15 protein-coding genes are annotated in these 14,075 nt (G+C 66.0%); 5 read left to right on the forward strand and 10 right to left on the reverse strand.

Features of this window, described 5'->3' with window-relative positions; genetic code table 11:
* Nucleotides 1–19 precede the first annotated feature (19 nt).
* Nucleotides 20–508 carry a copper chaperone PCu(A)C gene (locus tag IE101_RS11495; RefSeq protein WP_189633978.1) on the forward strand — a complete coding sequence of 163 codons (489 nt, stop codon included), beginning with the start codon at nt 20–22 and terminating at the stop codon, nt 506–508.
* 111 nt (nt 509–619) lie between these two features.
* Complete coding sequence (locus IE101_RS11500; RefSeq protein ID WP_189633979.1) at nt 620–2,629, forward strand: NADPH-dependent 2,4-dienoyl-CoA reductase; 2,010 nt, start codon at nt 620–622, stop codon at nt 2,627–2,629.
* Here IE101_RS11500 and IE101_RS11505 read toward each other — a convergent pair whose 3' ends face one another.
* From IE101_RS11505 to IE101_RS11515, 3 genes are read right to left on the reverse strand one after another with little or no spacing between them, the layout of a single operon-like run.
* On the reverse strand, nt 2,630–3,274 hold the full coding sequence (locus IE101_RS11505) for an HAD family hydrolase (RefSeq protein ID WP_189634059.1): 645 nt from the start codon (nt 3,272–3,274) through the stop codon (nt 2,630–2,632).
* Complete coding sequence (gene rsmD / locus IE101_RS11510) at nt 3,274–3,843, reverse strand: 16S rRNA (guanine(966)-N(2))-methyltransferase RsmD (protein WP_189633980.1); 570 nt, start codon at nt 3,841–3,843, stop codon at nt 3,274–3,276. Before rsmD ends, IE101_RS11505 begins: the two co-directional genes overlap by 1 nt.
* The gene (locus IE101_RS11515; protein WP_189633981.1) at nt 3,840–5,045 is read right to left on the reverse strand and encodes an NAD(P)/FAD-dependent oxidoreductase; all 1,206 of its coding nucleotides are present in this window, start codon (nt 5,043–5,045) and stop codon (nt 3,840–3,842) included. The genes rsmD and IE101_RS11515 overlap by 4 nt, the downstream gene beginning before the upstream one ends.
* A gap of 103 nt (nt 5,046–5,148) precedes the next feature.
* Between IE101_RS11515 and IE101_RS11520 the strand changes: the two genes are divergently transcribed.
* Nucleotides 5,149–5,637, forward strand: a complete 489-nt coding sequence (locus IE101_RS11520) for a peroxiredoxin (protein WP_189633982.1) — start codon at nt 5,149–5,151, stop codon at nt 5,635–5,637.
* Nucleotides 5,638–5,673: 36 nt separating this feature from the next.
* Here the strand turns inward: IE101_RS11520 and IE101_RS11525 are convergent, their stop codons facing one another.
* The 7 genes from IE101_RS11525 to IE101_RS11555 form a co-directional block, all read right to left on the reverse strand.
* Nucleotides 5,674–6,039: a 4a-hydroxytetrahydrobiopterin dehydratase gene (locus IE101_RS11525; protein WP_189633983.1), complete on the reverse strand. Its 366-nt coding sequence runs from the start codon at nt 6,037–6,039 to the stop codon at nt 5,674–5,676.
* Complete coding sequence (locus IE101_RS11530) at nt 6,036–6,644, reverse strand: glutathione S-transferase family protein (protein WP_189633984.1); 609 nt, start codon at nt 6,642–6,644, stop codon at nt 6,036–6,038. The genes IE101_RS11525 and IE101_RS11530 overlap by 4 nt, the downstream gene beginning before the upstream one ends.
* A 45-nt stretch (nt 6,645–6,689) precedes the next feature.
* Nucleotides 6,690–7,877 (reverse strand): GNAT family N-acetyltransferase, encoded by a 1,188-nt coding sequence (locus IE101_RS11535; RefSeq protein WP_189633985.1) that lies wholly within the window; start codon nt 7,875–7,877, stop codon nt 6,690–6,692.
* Between the two features lie 85 nt (nt 7,878–7,962).
* Nucleotides 7,963–8,727, reverse strand: a complete 765-nt coding sequence (locus IE101_RS11540; protein WP_189633986.1) for a glycerophosphodiester phosphodiesterase family protein — start codon at nt 8,725–8,727, stop codon at nt 7,963–7,965.
* Nucleotides 8,727–9,185 carry a RidA family protein gene (locus IE101_RS11545; protein ID WP_189633987.1) on the reverse strand — a complete coding sequence of 153 codons (459 nt, stop codon included), beginning with the start codon at nt 9,183–9,185 and terminating at the stop codon, nt 8,727–8,729. Before IE101_RS11545 ends, IE101_RS11540 begins: the two co-directional genes overlap by 1 nt.
* A gap of 88 nt (nt 9,186–9,273) precedes the next feature.
* Nucleotides 9,274–10,581, reverse strand: a complete 1,308-nt coding sequence (locus IE101_RS11550) for an HlyD family type I secretion periplasmic adaptor subunit (protein ID WP_189634060.1) — start codon at nt 10,579–10,581, stop codon at nt 9,274–9,276.
* A gap of 171 nt (nt 10,582–10,752) precedes the next feature.
* On the reverse strand, nt 10,753–12,501 hold the full coding sequence (locus tag IE101_RS11555) for a type I secretion system permease/ATPase (RefSeq protein WP_189633988.1): 1,749 nt from the start codon (nt 12,499–12,501) through the stop codon (nt 10,753–10,755).
* Nucleotides 12,502–12,674: 173 nt separating this feature from the next.
* Between IE101_RS11555 and IE101_RS11560 the strand changes: the two genes are divergently transcribed.
* Nucleotides 12,675–13,442: an MlaA family lipoprotein gene (locus IE101_RS11560; protein ID WP_229804123.1), complete on the forward strand. Its 768-nt coding sequence runs from the start codon at nt 12,675–12,677 to the stop codon at nt 13,440–13,442.
* A gap of 7 nt (nt 13,443–13,449) precedes the next feature.
* Entirely contained in the window at nt 13,450–14,049 is a 600-nt protein-coding gene (locus IE101_RS11565) for an MlaC/ttg2D family ABC transporter substrate-binding protein (protein ID WP_189633989.1), read from the forward strand.
* Nucleotides 14,050–14,075 lie beyond the last annotated feature (26 nt).

Here is a 14,075-nt window from a genome sequence, read left to right on the forward strand (position 1 = left end):
TTGACCAAGGATCAATGTCATGCGTCTTCTTCCAGGCCTGATGGCCGCCCTTCTGATCTCGACCACCGCCCATGCCCATAGCGTTCGCCAGGGCGCGCTGGAAATCATCCATCCGCATATCCCCGTGCCCTCTGCCAGCGCCAAGACGGCTGCGGGCTATATGGGCATCTCGAATGATGGCCCCGAGGCGGATCGCCTGATCGCCATCGAAACCCCCATCGCCAAAAGCGCAAAACTCCACGGCACCGAAACCGGCGATGACGGTATCGCGCGGATGACTGCGCTGGAGGGGGTCGAAGTTCCCGCCGGTGATACCATCGTTCTTGAACCCGGTGAGATGCACATCATGCTGATGGGCCTGACCGCGACACTGCATGAAGGCGACATGATCCCCGCAACCCTGGTCTTTGAAAAGGCCGGGCGGGTTCCGTTCGAATTCATGGTCGATCCGGCCGATGGGATGGACCATTCCACCATGCATCACGGGCATATGGCACCGGCCAACTGACCCGCCGCCCCCGGCAGCCCAGCCTGCCGGGGGCCGGTCGTGACGCAGCGTTGGCGATGACAGCCTTGCCCGGCTTTGCCAATCTGGCCCAAGCCACGACAGGAGCGTCCCATGACCTATCCCCATCTCATGTCCCCGATCACGCTCGGGGCGGTCACGCTGAAGAACCGCGTGATGATGGGGTCGATGCATACGGGGCTTGAAGAAACCGGCGACTGGGACCGCGTGGCCGAATTCTATGCCACCCGCGCGCGGGGCGGTGTGGGTCTGATGGTCACGGGCGGCATGGCCCCCAATGCCGAAGGCGGCGTCTTTCCGGGCGCCGCCGGTCTTTACACCGCGCAGGATATTCTGAACCACCGCCGCGTGACCGACCGGGTCCATGCTGCGGGCGGGCGCATCGCGATGCAGATCCTGCATGCCGGTCGCTATGCCTATGGCAAGGACTGCGTCTCCGCCTCGGCGGTGAAATCGCCCATTTCGCCCTTTGTCCCGCGCGCGCTGGATGAGGCGGGGATCGAAAAGCAGATCGCCGACATCGTCACCGCTGCAACCCGCGCCATCGAGGCGGGCTATGACGGGGTCGAGGTCATGGGGTCAGAGGGCTATTTCCTCAATCAGTTTCTGGTGCGTCACACCAACCGGCGCGAAGATCGCTGGGGCGGCAGTTATGAAAACCGCATGCGCCTGCCGCTTGAGGTGGTGCGCCGGGTCCGCGCCGCCATTGGCGAGGCGCTGCTGATCTACCGCATCTCGCTGATCGATCTGATCCCCGATGGCTCTACCTGGGATGAGGTCGTGCAGCTGGCCAGGGGGATCGAGGCGGCCGGGGCCTCGGTCCTGAATACCGGGATCGGCTGGCATGAGGCGCGGGTGCCGACAATTGCGACCTCGGTCCCACGGGCGGCCTTTGCCCATCTGACCGCACGGCTGCGTCCCGAGGTAGGGATCCCGGTCATTACCTCGAACCGGATCAATACGCCGGAGCTGGCGGAAAGCCTGCTGGCGACAGGGCAGGCCGATATGGTGTCGATGGCGCGACCCTTCCTTGCGGACCCCGATTTCGTGGCCAAGGCGGCGGCCGGTCAGGCGGCGCTGATTGCACCCTGCATCGCCTGCAATCAGGCCTGCCTCGATCATACGTTTTCCGGCAAGCTGACCTCGTGCCTTGTGAACCCGCGCGCCTGCCATGAAACCGAACTGTCGCTGACACCCGCCACTGCCCCGCGTCGGATTGCGGTGGTGGGGGCAGGGCCTGCGGGCCTGTCGGCGGCGCTGACTGCCGCTGCGCGGGGGCATGATGTGCATCTGTTCGATCGCGCCGCGCAGGTCGGCGGGCAGCTGCATCTGGCCGCCAGCGTGCCGGGCAAAGAGGAATTCGCGGGCCTGATCCGCTGGTTCGAGGCGAGCCTTGCCGCCAGCACCATCACGGCCCATCTGGGGGCCGAGGTGACCCCCGACCGACTGACCGGCTTTGACGAGGTGGTGCTGGCCACCGGCATCCAGCCCCGCGCGGCGGGAATTCCCGGCGAGACTGCGCCCAAGGTGCTGGGTTACCGCGCGGTGTTGCGCGGCGCCCCCGTGGGCGCGCGGGTCGCCGTGATCGGGGCCGGGGGCATCGGGTTCGACGTGGCCGAGTTTCTGGTGCAGCATGGCCCCAGCGCGACGCTGAACGCGGGCCTCTGGCGGCGGGAATGGGGCGTGGGGGACCCGGCCGCGCAGCCCGGCGGCCTTGCCCCCGAAGGTCCGCAACCCGAACCTGCGGCCCGCGAAGTCTGGCTTTTGCAGCGCAAACCGGAAAAGCCCGGCCGCAAGCTGGGCAAGACGACCGGCTGGATCCATCGCGCCGCGCTGCAGATGAAGGGCGTGCGGATGATGGGCGGGGTCCAATATGACGGCATCACGTCCGAGGGGCTGGCCATAACGGTGCAGGGTCAGGCGCAGGTGCTGCCGGTGGACAGTGTGGTGATCTGTGCGGGGCAGGAACCCGACCGCAGCCTGCTGCCCGGTTTGCAGGCGCTGGGGATCACCCCGCATGTGATTGGCGGGGCCGATGTCGCGGCAGAGCTGGACGCGAAACGCGCGATCGATCAGGGCACGCGGCTGGCCGCGCGTCTTTGATCAGAGGCCCAGAAGACCGGGCAAATCGGCCATGCGGGCAAAGGGTTCGGCCCCTTCGGCCAAAAGTGCGGCGGTGGCGCCAGTAGGGGCATAGCCCATGCAGCGCATCCCCGCGGCGCGCGCCGCCCGCGCGCCCGTGGCGCTGTCTTCGATCACCACGCAGCGCGCCGGATCGGCGCCAAGGGCGCGCGCGGCATGCAGGTAAAGGTCTGGCGCGGGCTTCAGCATCTTCAGATCGACGCCGGAAAAGAGGCGACCTTGCAGGCGGCGGGCCAGATCGGGGTGCTGGCCGATGGTGATCTCCATCTTCCGGCCGGTGCCGTTCGACCCGATGGCATAGGGCACACCGGCGGCATCCAGCGCCTCGAACACGCCCAAGACCCCGGGGATCAGCGGTGCGCCCTCGGCCAGACGTGCATAAAGCCGGTCGTAGAAATAGGGCACCCAGTCATTGGGAATATCCCCGCCCAGCTCGCGCGCGATCTTGCCGACCCGTTCGATGGTGCCGCCCAGAAACAGCCGCTCCATTTCCGCATGGCTCAGCGTCAGGCCGCGTTGCGACAGATCCTCGGCCAGCAGGTCGAAGGTCGGCGGTTCGCTGTCGATGACCACGCCGTCACAATCGAACAAGACCGCTGCTGGTATCATGGTGCCCTCAGAAGAGTGATGAAGGTATCGCCATACTTGCGTTGGTCGATCTCTTCAAACCCTTCCGGCACGATCGGGGGCGTGTTTTCTTCCCAGACGATCAGCGCGCCGGGCTGAAGCCAGCCCCCCGCGACACAAGAGGCCAGCGCCCTTTCGCCCAGACCCATGCCATAGGGTGGGTCCATGAACACAAGGTCATAGCCCGCGCCGCGGTTCGGACCCATGGTCGTGGCATCGCGCCGCCAGACATCGGTGGTGCCCATGGCGCGCATCAGCTCGATATTGCGGCGCAGCAGCGCGCGCGCGGTGGCGCCATCATCGACAAAGGCCACCCGCGCCGCGCCGCGCGACAGCGCCTCAAGCCCCAGAGCGCCAGTGCCGGCGAAAAGATCCAGCACCCGCGCCCCGCGCAGCGGATCGCCCGACTGGGCGACCCGACCATTGATGAGCAGGTTGAAGATCGATTCGCGGACACGGTCGGTGGTGGGGCGCAGATGCGCCTTGGCATCGCCCTCACCCACATCGGCCAGTTTCAGGCCGCGTGCCGATCCGCCGATGATCCTCATGCCTTGAGCAGCGCCTTGAGGTCGGCCGCTGCGGCCACGGCCTCGGGGCTGGGGCTTTTGCCCATTTCGATCAGACGCTTGCCGACCATATAGGCGCGCGGGTCGTTCATGGCATCGACGGCCAGCAGCCGGTCGCCCTGATAATACCAGAAGCTGATGGCGTCGCCCTCGCCCTTGCGGGTGGTGATGCTGTCATAGCCGGTGTTCAGACCCGCGATCTGCAGTTTGCAGTCATACTGATCGGACCAGAACCAGGGCTTGGCCTCATAGCTCGTGTCCTTGGCCAGCATGTTTTCGGCCACGATTTCCGACTGGTCGATGGCATTGCCCACCGACTCCAGCCGCAGGCGCCCGCCTTTGTGCGGGAACGAGGCGCAATCCCCCGCCGCCCAGATATGCGGCACCGAGGTGCGGCCCTGTTCATCGGTGCGGATGCCGTTTTCCAGCACGCAGCCCGCAAGTTCTGCCAGTTCGGTCGCGGGCAGGATGCCCACGCCCGCGATGACGAAATCGGCGCGCAGCTCCTCGCCATTGGTCAGGCGGGCGGCGGTGACATGGCCTTCGCCGACCAGACGGTCAAGGCCCACGCCTTCCGCGATCCGCACGCCATGCGCGCCATGCAGTTCGCGGAAATAAGCCGAGGTTTCGGGCGCGGCCACGCGTTGCAGGATGCGCGGCGCCATTTCCACCACGGTGACCGTCAGGCCCAGCTTGGCCGCCACGGCCGCAGCCTCCAGCCCGATATAACCGCCGCCGATGATCACGACATGGCGGCCCGGTTTGAATTCGTCGCGCATGGCATCGACATCGGCCAGCGTCCGTACGGTATAGACCCCGTCCAGATCGCCGCCCACGGCGGCGGGCAGGCGGCGCGGGATCGACCCGGTGGTCAGCGCCAGTTCGTCATAGGCAAGGGTTTCGCCCCCCACGGTCAGGGTGCGCGCGGCCGGATCGATGGCCGTCACCTTTTCACCCAGCTTCAGGGTGATGTCCTTTTCGGCGTAGAATTCGGCGGGGCGCAGGAAAAGGCGCTCCAGCTCCATCTCGCCCAGCAGATAGGCCTTCGACAGCGGCGGGCGCTGGTAGGGGGGGTGCGGCTCTTCCCCGATCAGGGTGATTTGCCCGTCAAACCCATCGGACCGCAGCTTGGCCACCAGAGCCGAGCCCGCCTGACCTGCCCCAACCACAACGAAATGCGCCATATCCCTCTCCCTTTCGGCGGAAATCGGCCCCGCCTCTGGCCCTGTTCCCTGCCGGACCCTATATCTGGCATCATCGGAAACGCAACGCGACGAGGACTTAAACATGACGATTTCTGAGGGACAGACCCTGCCGGACGCCAACCTGCTGCGGATGGGGGACAACGGTCCCGAGGCCGTGTCGCTGGGCGAACGTCTGAAAGGCCGCAAAGTGGTGATCTTTGGCCTCCCGGGCGCCTATACCGGCGTTTGCACCACCGCCCATGTGCCGAGCTTTATCCGCACCAAAGACAAGCTGGCCGCCAAGGGCGTGGACGAAATCATCTGCGTGTCGGTGAACGACCCCTTCGTGATGAAGGCTTGGGGTGAGTCCACCGGCGCCACCGAGGCAGGCATCACCATGCTGGGCGATGCCGAGGCGACCTTCACCAAGGCCATCGGCCTTGATTTCACCGCCCCGCCCGCTGGCCTGATCAACCGCTCCAAGCGCTATGCCCTGCTGGCCGAGGACGGCGTGGTCAAGGTGCTGCAGGTCGAGGACAGCCCCGGCCAATGCACCATCTCGGGCGGCGAGGCGCTGCTGGACGCGATCTAATTCGAAAGGGGGCCGGGCGACCGGCCCCTTTTTCCATTACCCCTTGCCGTGCCGCACCTGGCACAGGCAGGCCACGGGGGCGGAATGGTCGGTTTCGACCGTGGCGCTTCCGGCAAAGCGGTCCATCGCCTGGGCAAGCTTCACATCCAGCGCCGACAGCCCGTGGCAGTCATGCGTCGTCAGCGTGACATCGACCACGTTGTAGACATTGCGCCATTCCGGGTGGTGGTTCAATTTCTCCGCCATCAGTGCGGCGCGGGACATGAAGGCCCAAGCCTCAGAAAAGCTTCGAAATTTCCAGATCTTTCGCAGGGCATCGCGCCCCTCTTCACCGCGCCAGCCGGTGTCGCCAAGGGCGGGCAGAGCGGATTGGCGTTCGTCGTCGGTCAAAAGCGGGGTCATGGTTTCACCAGTGCATCATCAGCCGCACGGGCGCGCAGCGCGGCAGGGCGGTTTTCGATCCGCGCCCAGTATTCGGTCAACGCGGGGTCAGGCGGCAGGGTTCCAAAGCGCAGGCCCCAGCCGATTTGCGACCCCAGATAGACATCCACGGCGCTGAACGCGTCGCCCGCGAAATAAGGTGCCTCGGCCAGACGATGCACCAAGGTCGCCACCACCTGATCCAGACTACCGTAGCCCACCATGCCCTTGCGTTCGGGCGGCACAGTGACGCCGAGGCTCTGGTTCACCACCGCCTGTTCCAGCGGCCCGGCGCCAAAGAACATCCAGCGGTAAAAGGCCGCGCGATCGGCGGGCATCAGCCCGGCCTCGGGCAGGGCATCGGCCAGATAGGTGCAGATCGCGGCACATTCCGTCACCACATGGTCGCCATGGCGCAGGGTGGGCACCTTGCCCATCGGGTTCAGCGCCAGATAGTCGGGCGCCTTCATCGTGGTGCCATAGTCCAGCACCACCGTGTCGTAGGGCTTGCCGGTTTCCTCCAGCATCCAGCGCGCGATCCGTCCGCGCGACATGGGGTGGGTATAAAGTGTCAAAGCAGCGGTCATGCGGCACCTCCGTTGTGGCTATGCTGCCACGCGGCGGGGGATTTGTCAGTCCTGTTCCGGCCCGGTCTGCAGCGGCCCGCGCCGGAAGGGGCCATAGGCGGTCAGCACCTCGATATCCGCCTCGACCGCGGCGCGTTCCCGATCCAGGTAATCCGCCACGGCCCGGGCAAAGCCCGGATCGGCGATCCAGTGCAGGGAATGGGTTTCCACCGGCAGATAGCCACGAGCAAGCTTGTGTTCCCCCTGCGCCCCGGCCTCGACCCGTGACAGCCCATGGGCGATGGCCCAATCAATGGCGCGGTGATAGCACAGTTCGAAATGCAGGCAGGGATAATCGGCCACGCAGCCCCAGTAACGCCCGTAAAGGCAATCGCGCCCGATGAAGTTCAGCGCCCCGGCCACGGGCCGCGCCCCGTCAAAGGCCATGACCAGCAGAACGTCATTACGCATCTTGTCTTGCAGGAGGTCAAAGAAGGCGCGGGTCAGATAGGGGCGCCCCCATTTGCGGCTGCCGGTATCCTGATAGAAGGCCCAGAAGGCCTGCCAATGCGCGGGGGTCAGACTGTCTCCGGTGAGAAATTCGATCCGCAACCCATGGCCGTTGGCGGTGGCGCGTTCCTTCCGCAAGGCCTTGCGCTTGCGCGAGGCGAGCGTGTCCAGAAAGGCGTCGTAATCCGCGAAACCCTGGTTCTGCCAGTGAAACTGCTGACTGCGCCGGGGCATCAGATCCAGCGCCCCGGCGGCCGCGGCCTCATCTTCGCTGCAAAAGGTGATGTGAAGCGAAGAAAGCTTGTTCTGTCGCGCGATATCGGTGGCGGTCTGGATCAGCGCGGCGCGGCCCGTGTCCTCGATGCCCGGCAGGGTCAGCAGGCGGCGGCCGGTGACGGGTGTGAAGGGCACCGCGATCTGCAGCTTGGGGTAATAGCGTCCGCCCGCGCGCGTATAGGCCTCGGCCCAGCCGTGATCAAAGATATATTCCCCCTGGCTGTGGGTCTTGAGGTAAAGTGGCGCCGCCGCGACCAACTGGTCGCCCCGGTGGATCAGTAGGGGGTGCGGCTCCCACCCGGTGCCGGGCCCGACCGAGCCTGACTGCTCCAGCGCCAGCAGGAAGCGGTGGGTGGTGAAGGGGTCAAGGGGGCGGCCGGTCGCGGCCTCGGGGCAGGCCAGCGCATCCCAGTCGGCGGGGGGGATGGCGGCAATTCCATCGGCAAGCGTGGCGGTCAGTTCGGTCATCCCGGCCTCGGTCTTCCAGCGTCTTCGGACAGCCAGAACATGTCTTGCGCCCAGCCAAGGTCAATGGCCGGGGCGCAGTCCGCCGTCACTTCGCTGCGGCGTAGTCTTCAAAGGTGATGTTCTGGGCGATCTGGCGGGCCTTGGCCTCGGCCTCGGGCGAGGTGATCGTCCAGCAGAGGATCGCCGCCCCCGCAGCCTTCAGCGCGGCCACCCGGTCGCGCGTCAGATCGGCGGCTTCGTGGCTGATGAAGCTGGCCCCGACACGGTCATAATCGGGGATCTCGCGCAGCCTGTCACATAGCGCGGGGGGCAGGGGCGCGTAGCCTTCGTAATCATAGGCGCCGGTGGTGATGCCGCGCGGCAGATCGGGGCAAAGCCGGGCCATTTCAGCCACGCTGTCGGGGTTGAAGGACATTACCGCCACCGCCCCGTCATAACCCGCCAGCACCCGTGCCGTCGCCTCTTCCAGCGGGCCGATGCGGCCGCCGGGGGTGAGGGTCTGGTCCTTCAGCTCGATCAGCAGCGGCACCTTGCCGCCAACCATCGCCAGCACCTCGGCCAGGGTCGGGATGCCGTCCTCGGCATCGGTCAGGCGGATCTGCGACAGGGCGGCGGCACTGCGGTCGCGCAGCCAGCCGGTTTCGGCGGTCAGTCGATCCAGCCGTTCGTCGTGAAACACCATGGGCACGCCATCGGCCGACAATTGCAGGTCGATCTCGATGGCATAGCCCGCCGCCACGGCCGCACGCACGGCGGCCGGGCTGTTTTCGGGCCTGCCCGCCGCCCGGTCGTGCAGGGCGCGATGGGCGATCGGCAGCGACAGAAGGGCGGGGGGCAGGGGCGCGCGCATCAGGCCAGCTCGAAGATGGCTTCGATTTCAACCGCGACGCCGAAGGGCAGCGAGGCCGCCGAAACCGCCGAACGCGCATGACGCCCGGCATCGCCAAGCGCTGCCACCATGAAGTCCGAGGCGCCGTTGATCACCTTGGGCTGATCCACGAAATCGGCAGTGGAGTTCACAAAGCCCACCAGCTTGACCACGCGCTTCAGGCGCGACAGATCGCCGTCGCAGGCCTTTTTCAGCTGTGCCAGCAGCGAGATGGCGCAGCGTTTCGCCGCCTCGGCGCCCTCTTCGACCGAGAGGTCGGCGCCCAGCTTGCCCTTGATCAGGCCAGCCTCGTTCTGGCTGATCTGACCCGAGACATGGACCAGATTGCCGGCCACCACATAGGGCACGTAATTCGCCGCTGGGGCGGGGGCGTCCGGCAGGGTGACGCCAAGTTCTGCAAGACGGGCTTCGATCGACATGGGGGCCTCCTGAGATTGTCGGGGCGGAGGCTAGCGGCAAGCCGAAGGGGCGGCAAGACCGCCCCCGACCCAGTTTGCACCGCGAACGTCAGCTTTCGCGGAACGCCTTCGAGAAGTAATCCGCGAAGGGCTTGAGCAGATATTGCAGCGGCGATCGGTCGCCGGTCTTGATGAAGGCCTCGACCGGCATGCCCGGCAGCAGCGTCAGCCCGGTCAGCTTGTCCATCTCGCCGGGTTCGGGGATGATTTCGACCCGGTAATAGGACATCTGGCTACGCTGATCGACCAGCGCATCGGCCGAAACGACCGCCACGCGCCCCAGCAGTTCCGAGGTGGTGCGCGATGAAAAGGCCGCGAAATGCAGCTTGGCCTCTTGCCCGGCAAAGACCTCGTCGATGTGCAGCGGGTCGACTCGCGCGGCAATCACCAGCGGCCGGTCCTGCGGTACCAGATACATCAGCTGATCGGCCGGTCGCACCACCGACCGGGGCGTCGTGACCTGCAGGGCCAGAACGATGCCCGCCACCGGCGCGCGGATTTCCAGCCGGGCGATCTTTTCCTGCAACGCGCGGCGGCGTTCGGCCAGTTCAAGCTCTTGGCTGCCGATGTCGCGCAGCTGGGTATTTGCCTCTTCCCGGCGCGAGGCGCCAAGGCGCAGCACCTCAAGGTCGGTTTCGGCCCGGTTTTCTTGCGCTTCTGCCTTTGACGCGTCGATTTCACCCACCTGGCCCAGCAGGCGCGCGGCTTCGCGTTGCAGCGCCAGCACACGCGACGCCTGCGCCAGCCCCTTGTCCAGCAGCGCCTGCTGGTCGGCCAGTTCCTTGTTGATCAGATCCAGCTGTTCGCTCAGCGAATCGCGCTGTGCATCCAGCCCGGTGATGCGGCTGCCGATCTGGGCCCGACGTTCGGCCAGCTGGGCGGTCTGACGCGACAGGGTTTCCAGCCGCGCGTTGAACAGATGCACCTGGCCCTGCACCAGCTCTGCCACCTCGGGGCGGGCTTTGGTGGCCGCAATCAGATCGGCCGGGAAGGTGACCTCGGTCTTGTCGTCCCGCTCGGCGCTGAGTCGCGCGCGGCGGGCGCGGATCTCGAACAGCTGCCCTTCGACGATGGCCAGTTCCGATAACAGCGTCGATCCGTCCAGCTTGATCAGAAGATCCCCCGCCTTGACGGTATCCCCCTCTTGCACGGCGATGGTTTCGACCACGCCGCCATCAGGGTGTTGCACGACCTGGCGCTGGCTTTCGACCTCGATCTGGCCCGAGGCGACTACCGCGCCTGCGATGTTGGTCGCCACACTCCAGAGGCCGAAGCCACCAAACAGGATGCCCAGCGTGACAAAGCCGAGGGTCACGTGCCGGCGGGCCGACCAGCTGGGTGTGCCGGACGCAGCCATCGGAAGGGGAAGTGCCGGGGCGGAAGGCTTTGGCGCTGCCGGGGCGGGGGGAAGCGGGGCAGCCTGCGCCACCGGCGCTGTGGTGCTGCTTTCGGTCTTGGGGGGAAGTTCGGTCATCATGGGCTCCGGTGGCGGAAGGGGAGGGTCAGGCTCTGCAGGCGTTGCCGCCTGTCAGGTCACGCCCCCGGGGCCGGCACTCTTGACGATTTCGGTATGGTTCTTGACCATGTCACGCAGGACCTGATCGCGCGGCCCGAAGGCCCGGCGGGTGCCGTCTTCCATCACCATCAGCAGGTCGCATTCCTGGATCGCCGCGGGGCGGTGGGCCATGATCAGAATGGCGCAGCCTGCTGCCTTCATCGCGCGGATCGCGTCATTCAGGGCAAGCGAGCCTTCATTGTCGAGGTTCGAGTTCGGTTCATCCAGCACCATGATGACCGGGTCGCCATACATGGCGCGGGCCAGCCCGATGCGCTGGATCTGTCCGCCCGACAGCCGCCCGCCCAGGGCGGAAACGCGGGTGTCATAGCCTTCGGGCAGGCGGACGATCATGTCGTGGGCGGCGGCGCGCTTGGCGGCCTCGACCACTTTCAGCCCGTCGGGGCTGCCCTGCAGGCGGGCGATGTTTTCAGCGATGGTGCCTTCGAACAACGTGACGCGCTGGGGCAGGTAGCCCACATAGCTGCCCAAGACATCGGGGTCATATTGGTCAAGTGCCGCCCCGTCGAGCCGCACCTTTCCCCCGGCCGGGCGCCAGCCGCCGATCAGGGCGCGCGCCAGCGTCGATTTGCCCGATCCCGAAGGCCCGATCACGCCAAGCGCCTGCCCCGGTTCCAGCCTGAAGCTGATCATCCGCAGCGTGGCATAGCTTTCGCCCGGCGGCACGACGGTCAGGTTCTGCACATCCAGCACGGCGCGCGGGCGCGGCAGCTGGGTGCGCGGCGGTTCGACCGGCACGCGGGTGAACAGCTCGGCCAGCCGGGTCCAGCCTTCTTGCGCGCGCTGCACCAGCGCCCATTGACCCACCGCCATTTCGATGGGTTGCAGCGCCCGGCCCATCAGGATCGACCCGGCGATCATCGCCCCCGGCGACAGTTCCTGCCGCAGCACCAGCCAAGCGGCAAGGCCCAGCATGGCCGATTGCAGGAATTGGCGGAAGGTCTTGGTCAGGGTCGAGAAGCTGCCACCCAGGTCGGCGGCCTCGATGCTCGAGGTCAAGGCGACGCTGCGGGCACGTTGCCAGCGATCAAAGCCTGCCTGCTGCATGCCCAGGGCCTGCACCACCTCGGCCTCGGCCTTGAGGTTGTCGGACATGCGTTCAGCCACGATGGTGGCGTTGTTGGCGCGATTGAGCGGCATCTTGGTCAGGCGCTGGTTCAGCACCGTGACCACGATCAGCACGGCCCCCCCGGCGATCGACAGCCATCCCATCATCGGGTGGAAAATGAAGATCGCGCCCAGAAACAGCGGCGTCCACGGGATGTCGAACACCGCCAGCAGCACGGGCGAGGACAGCAGCCGCTGCACCGCTTCCAGATCACGCTGGGCGGCGGTGGCGGCCGGATCCGACGGGGCGACCTGCGCGCGTTTCAGCGCGGCTTCGAACACGCGCCGGTCCAGGCGGGCCTGAAAGGCGGCGCCGACCCGCGCCATGACGCGACCGCGGACGTGGTCGAGCACCCCCATTACGAAGAACAGAAAGATGACCAGCGCAGACAGCGCAAACAGCGTGGGTTCCGACCGGCTGCCCAGCACGCGGTCATAGACCTGCAGCATGTAAAGCGGCCCGGTCAGCAGCAGCACGTTCACCACGATGCTGAACAGGAAGACCGCTAGAAACAGGCCATTCGATTCGCGTCGTGCGGCTCGAAGCTCTGCCAGACCCGGTGCAATGTTGAAACCGATATCGTTCCGGCTCATGTCAGGGCGTTCCTTCCAAACCAAGGCACAACTGCAATTTCCCTCGCTTCTAACGTTTCCGTCGCTGCAATGCCACTCTCGCGAATTGTCTTGGCGGAGCGAAAGCCTTATGCCTTGCACTCCGGGCACAGACCCGATGGATACCCCCGCAAAAGACTTAGGGCAGGCTTGGCATGATGCGTCGGACATTGATTTCGGAACTTTTGCAGAACCTTGGCAAGCCTGTGGCCGTTGCCATGGTGGCCGCCTCGGGGCTTGCGGCCTGCGGCACGGCGGTGGCGGATCAGGGAATCAACGATCCCTATGAACAGACCAACCGCGCGATGCATTCGGTGAACGTCGGGCTGGACCGCGCGCTGGTGAAGCCGACCTCCAAGGTCTACGGCACCATCGTGCCGCAGCCGGTAAAGACCGGGGTGGCCAATTTCGCCTCGAACCTGTCGCTGCCGGGCGATGTGGTGAACAGCGCCCTGCAAGGCAATGGCGAGGCTTCGGTCCGCAACACCTTCCGCTTCCTGATCAATTCGACGCTGGGGGTGGGCGGCCTGTTCGATCCGGCCAAGGATTTTGGGCTGGCGCAAAAGAAGACCGACTTCGGCGAGACGCTCTATGTCTGGGGCGTGGGCGAAGGCCCCTATCTGGAATTCCCCGGCCTTGGCCCCTCGACCGTGCGGGATGCCGTCGGCACCGCGGTCGATTTCGCGGCGAATCCGGTCAGCATCGTGCTGCCCAAACCCGAAAGCTATTACGCCACGGCCTCGAAGGTCGGATCAAAGCTTGGTGATCGGGACCGCTATTCCGAAACCATCGACTCTGTCCTATATGACAGCGCGGACAGCTATGCCCAGACGCGCCTGCTCTATCTGCAGAACCGGCGGTTCGAGCTTGGCCAGCCCGCCTCGTCCGACGGCGATGACTTCATTGATCCCTATCAGGAGTGATGGTTCCATGATCCAGATCACCCGCCGCGCCTTTGGCGCGACCCTTGCCGCCGGCGCTGCGGTTGCCGTTCTGCCCCGCCCGGCACAGGCGCTCGATCTGGCTTCGGCCAAGGCGCTGATCGACCGTGCCATCGCCGAGGTGAACACCGTCATCAACTCGGGCAAGGCCGAGCAGGCGATGTACAAGGACTTCGAGGCGATCTTCGCCAAATATGCCGATGTGAACGCCATCGCGCGTTCGGCGCTTGGGCCCGCGTCGCGGTCGGCTTCGGCCGCCGAGATGAAGGCCTTCACCCGCGCCTATCAGGGCTATATCGGCCGCAAATACGGCCGCCGCTTCCGCGAATTCATCGGCGGGCGGATCGAGGTTGTCGATGCCAAGCCGCTGAAAAGCTATTTCGAGGTGATTTCGGTCGCGCATCTGCAGGGCGAGGCGCCCTTTGACCTGCGCTGGCATGTGTCGAACAAGTCCGGCAAGGATCTGTTCTTCAACATCATCATCGAAGGCGTGAACATGCTGGCCTCTGAACGCGAAGAGGTTGGGGCCATGCTCAAGCAGAACAAGGGTGACATCAATGCCCTGATCGCGGCGCTGAACGCCGCTTGATCCCGGACAGGAAAAGGGCGGCCCGC

It is taken from the genome of Gemmobacter lanyuensis, from assembly GCF_014652355.1.
Classification (GTDB): domain Bacteria; phylum Pseudomonadota; class Alphaproteobacteria; order Rhodobacterales; family Rhodobacteraceae; genus Gemmobacter; species Gemmobacter lanyuensis.

Bases quoted from the DNA above. Each gene is read 5' to 3' on its own strand.
- IE101_RS11495 (WP_189633978.1), top strand. From the start codon at position 20: ATGCGTCTTCTTCCAGGCCTGATGGCCGCCCTTCTGATCTCGACCACC.
- IE101_RS11500 (WP_189633979.1), top strand. From the start codon at position 620: ATGACCTATCCCCATCTCATGTCCCCGATCACGCTCGGGGCGGTCACG.
- rsmD (WP_189633980.1), bottom strand. From the start codon at position 3,843: ATGAGGATCATCGGCGGATCGGCACGCGGCCTGAAACTGGCCGATGTG.
- IE101_RS11515 (WP_189633981.1), bottom strand. From the start codon at position 5,045: ATGGCGCATTTCGTTGTGGTTGGGGCAGGTCAGGCGGGCTCGGCTCTG.
- IE101_RS11520 (WP_189633982.1), top strand. From the start codon at position 5,149: ATGACGATTTCTGAGGGACAGACCCTGCCGGACGCCAACCTGCTGCGG.
- IE101_RS11525 (WP_189633983.1), bottom strand. From the start codon at position 6,039: ATGACCCCGCTTTTGACCGACGACGAACGCCAATCCGCTCTGCCCGCC.
- IE101_RS11530 (WP_189633984.1), bottom strand. From the start codon at position 6,644: ATGACCGCTGCTTTGACACTTTATACCCACCCCATGTCGCGCGGACGG.
- IE101_RS11535 (WP_189633985.1), bottom strand. From the start codon at position 7,877: ATGACCGAACTGACCGCCACGCTTGCCGATGGAATTGCCGCCATCCCC.
- IE101_RS11540 (WP_189633986.1), bottom strand. From the start codon at position 8,727: ATGCGCGCGCCCCTGCCCCCCGCCCTTCTGTCGCTGCCGATCGCCCAT.
- IE101_RS11545 (WP_189633987.1), bottom strand. From the start codon at position 9,185: ATGTCGATCGAAGCCCGTCTTGCAGAACTTGGCGTCACCCTGCCGGAC.
- IE101_RS11550 (WP_189634060.1), bottom strand. From the start codon at position 10,581: ATGGCTGCGTCCGGCACACCCAGCTGGTCGGCCCGCCGGCACGTGACC.
- IE101_RS11555 (WP_189633988.1), bottom strand. From the start codon at position 12,501: ATGAGCCGGAACGATATCGGTTTCAACATTGCACCGGGTCTGGCAGAG.
- IE101_RS11560 (WP_229804123.1), top strand. From the start codon at position 12,675: ATGATGCGTCGGACATTGATTTCGGAACTTTTGCAGAACCTTGGCAAG.
- IE101_RS11565 (WP_189633989.1), top strand. From the start codon at position 13,450: ATGATCCAGATCACCCGCCGCGCCTTTGGCGCGACCCTTGCCGCCGGC.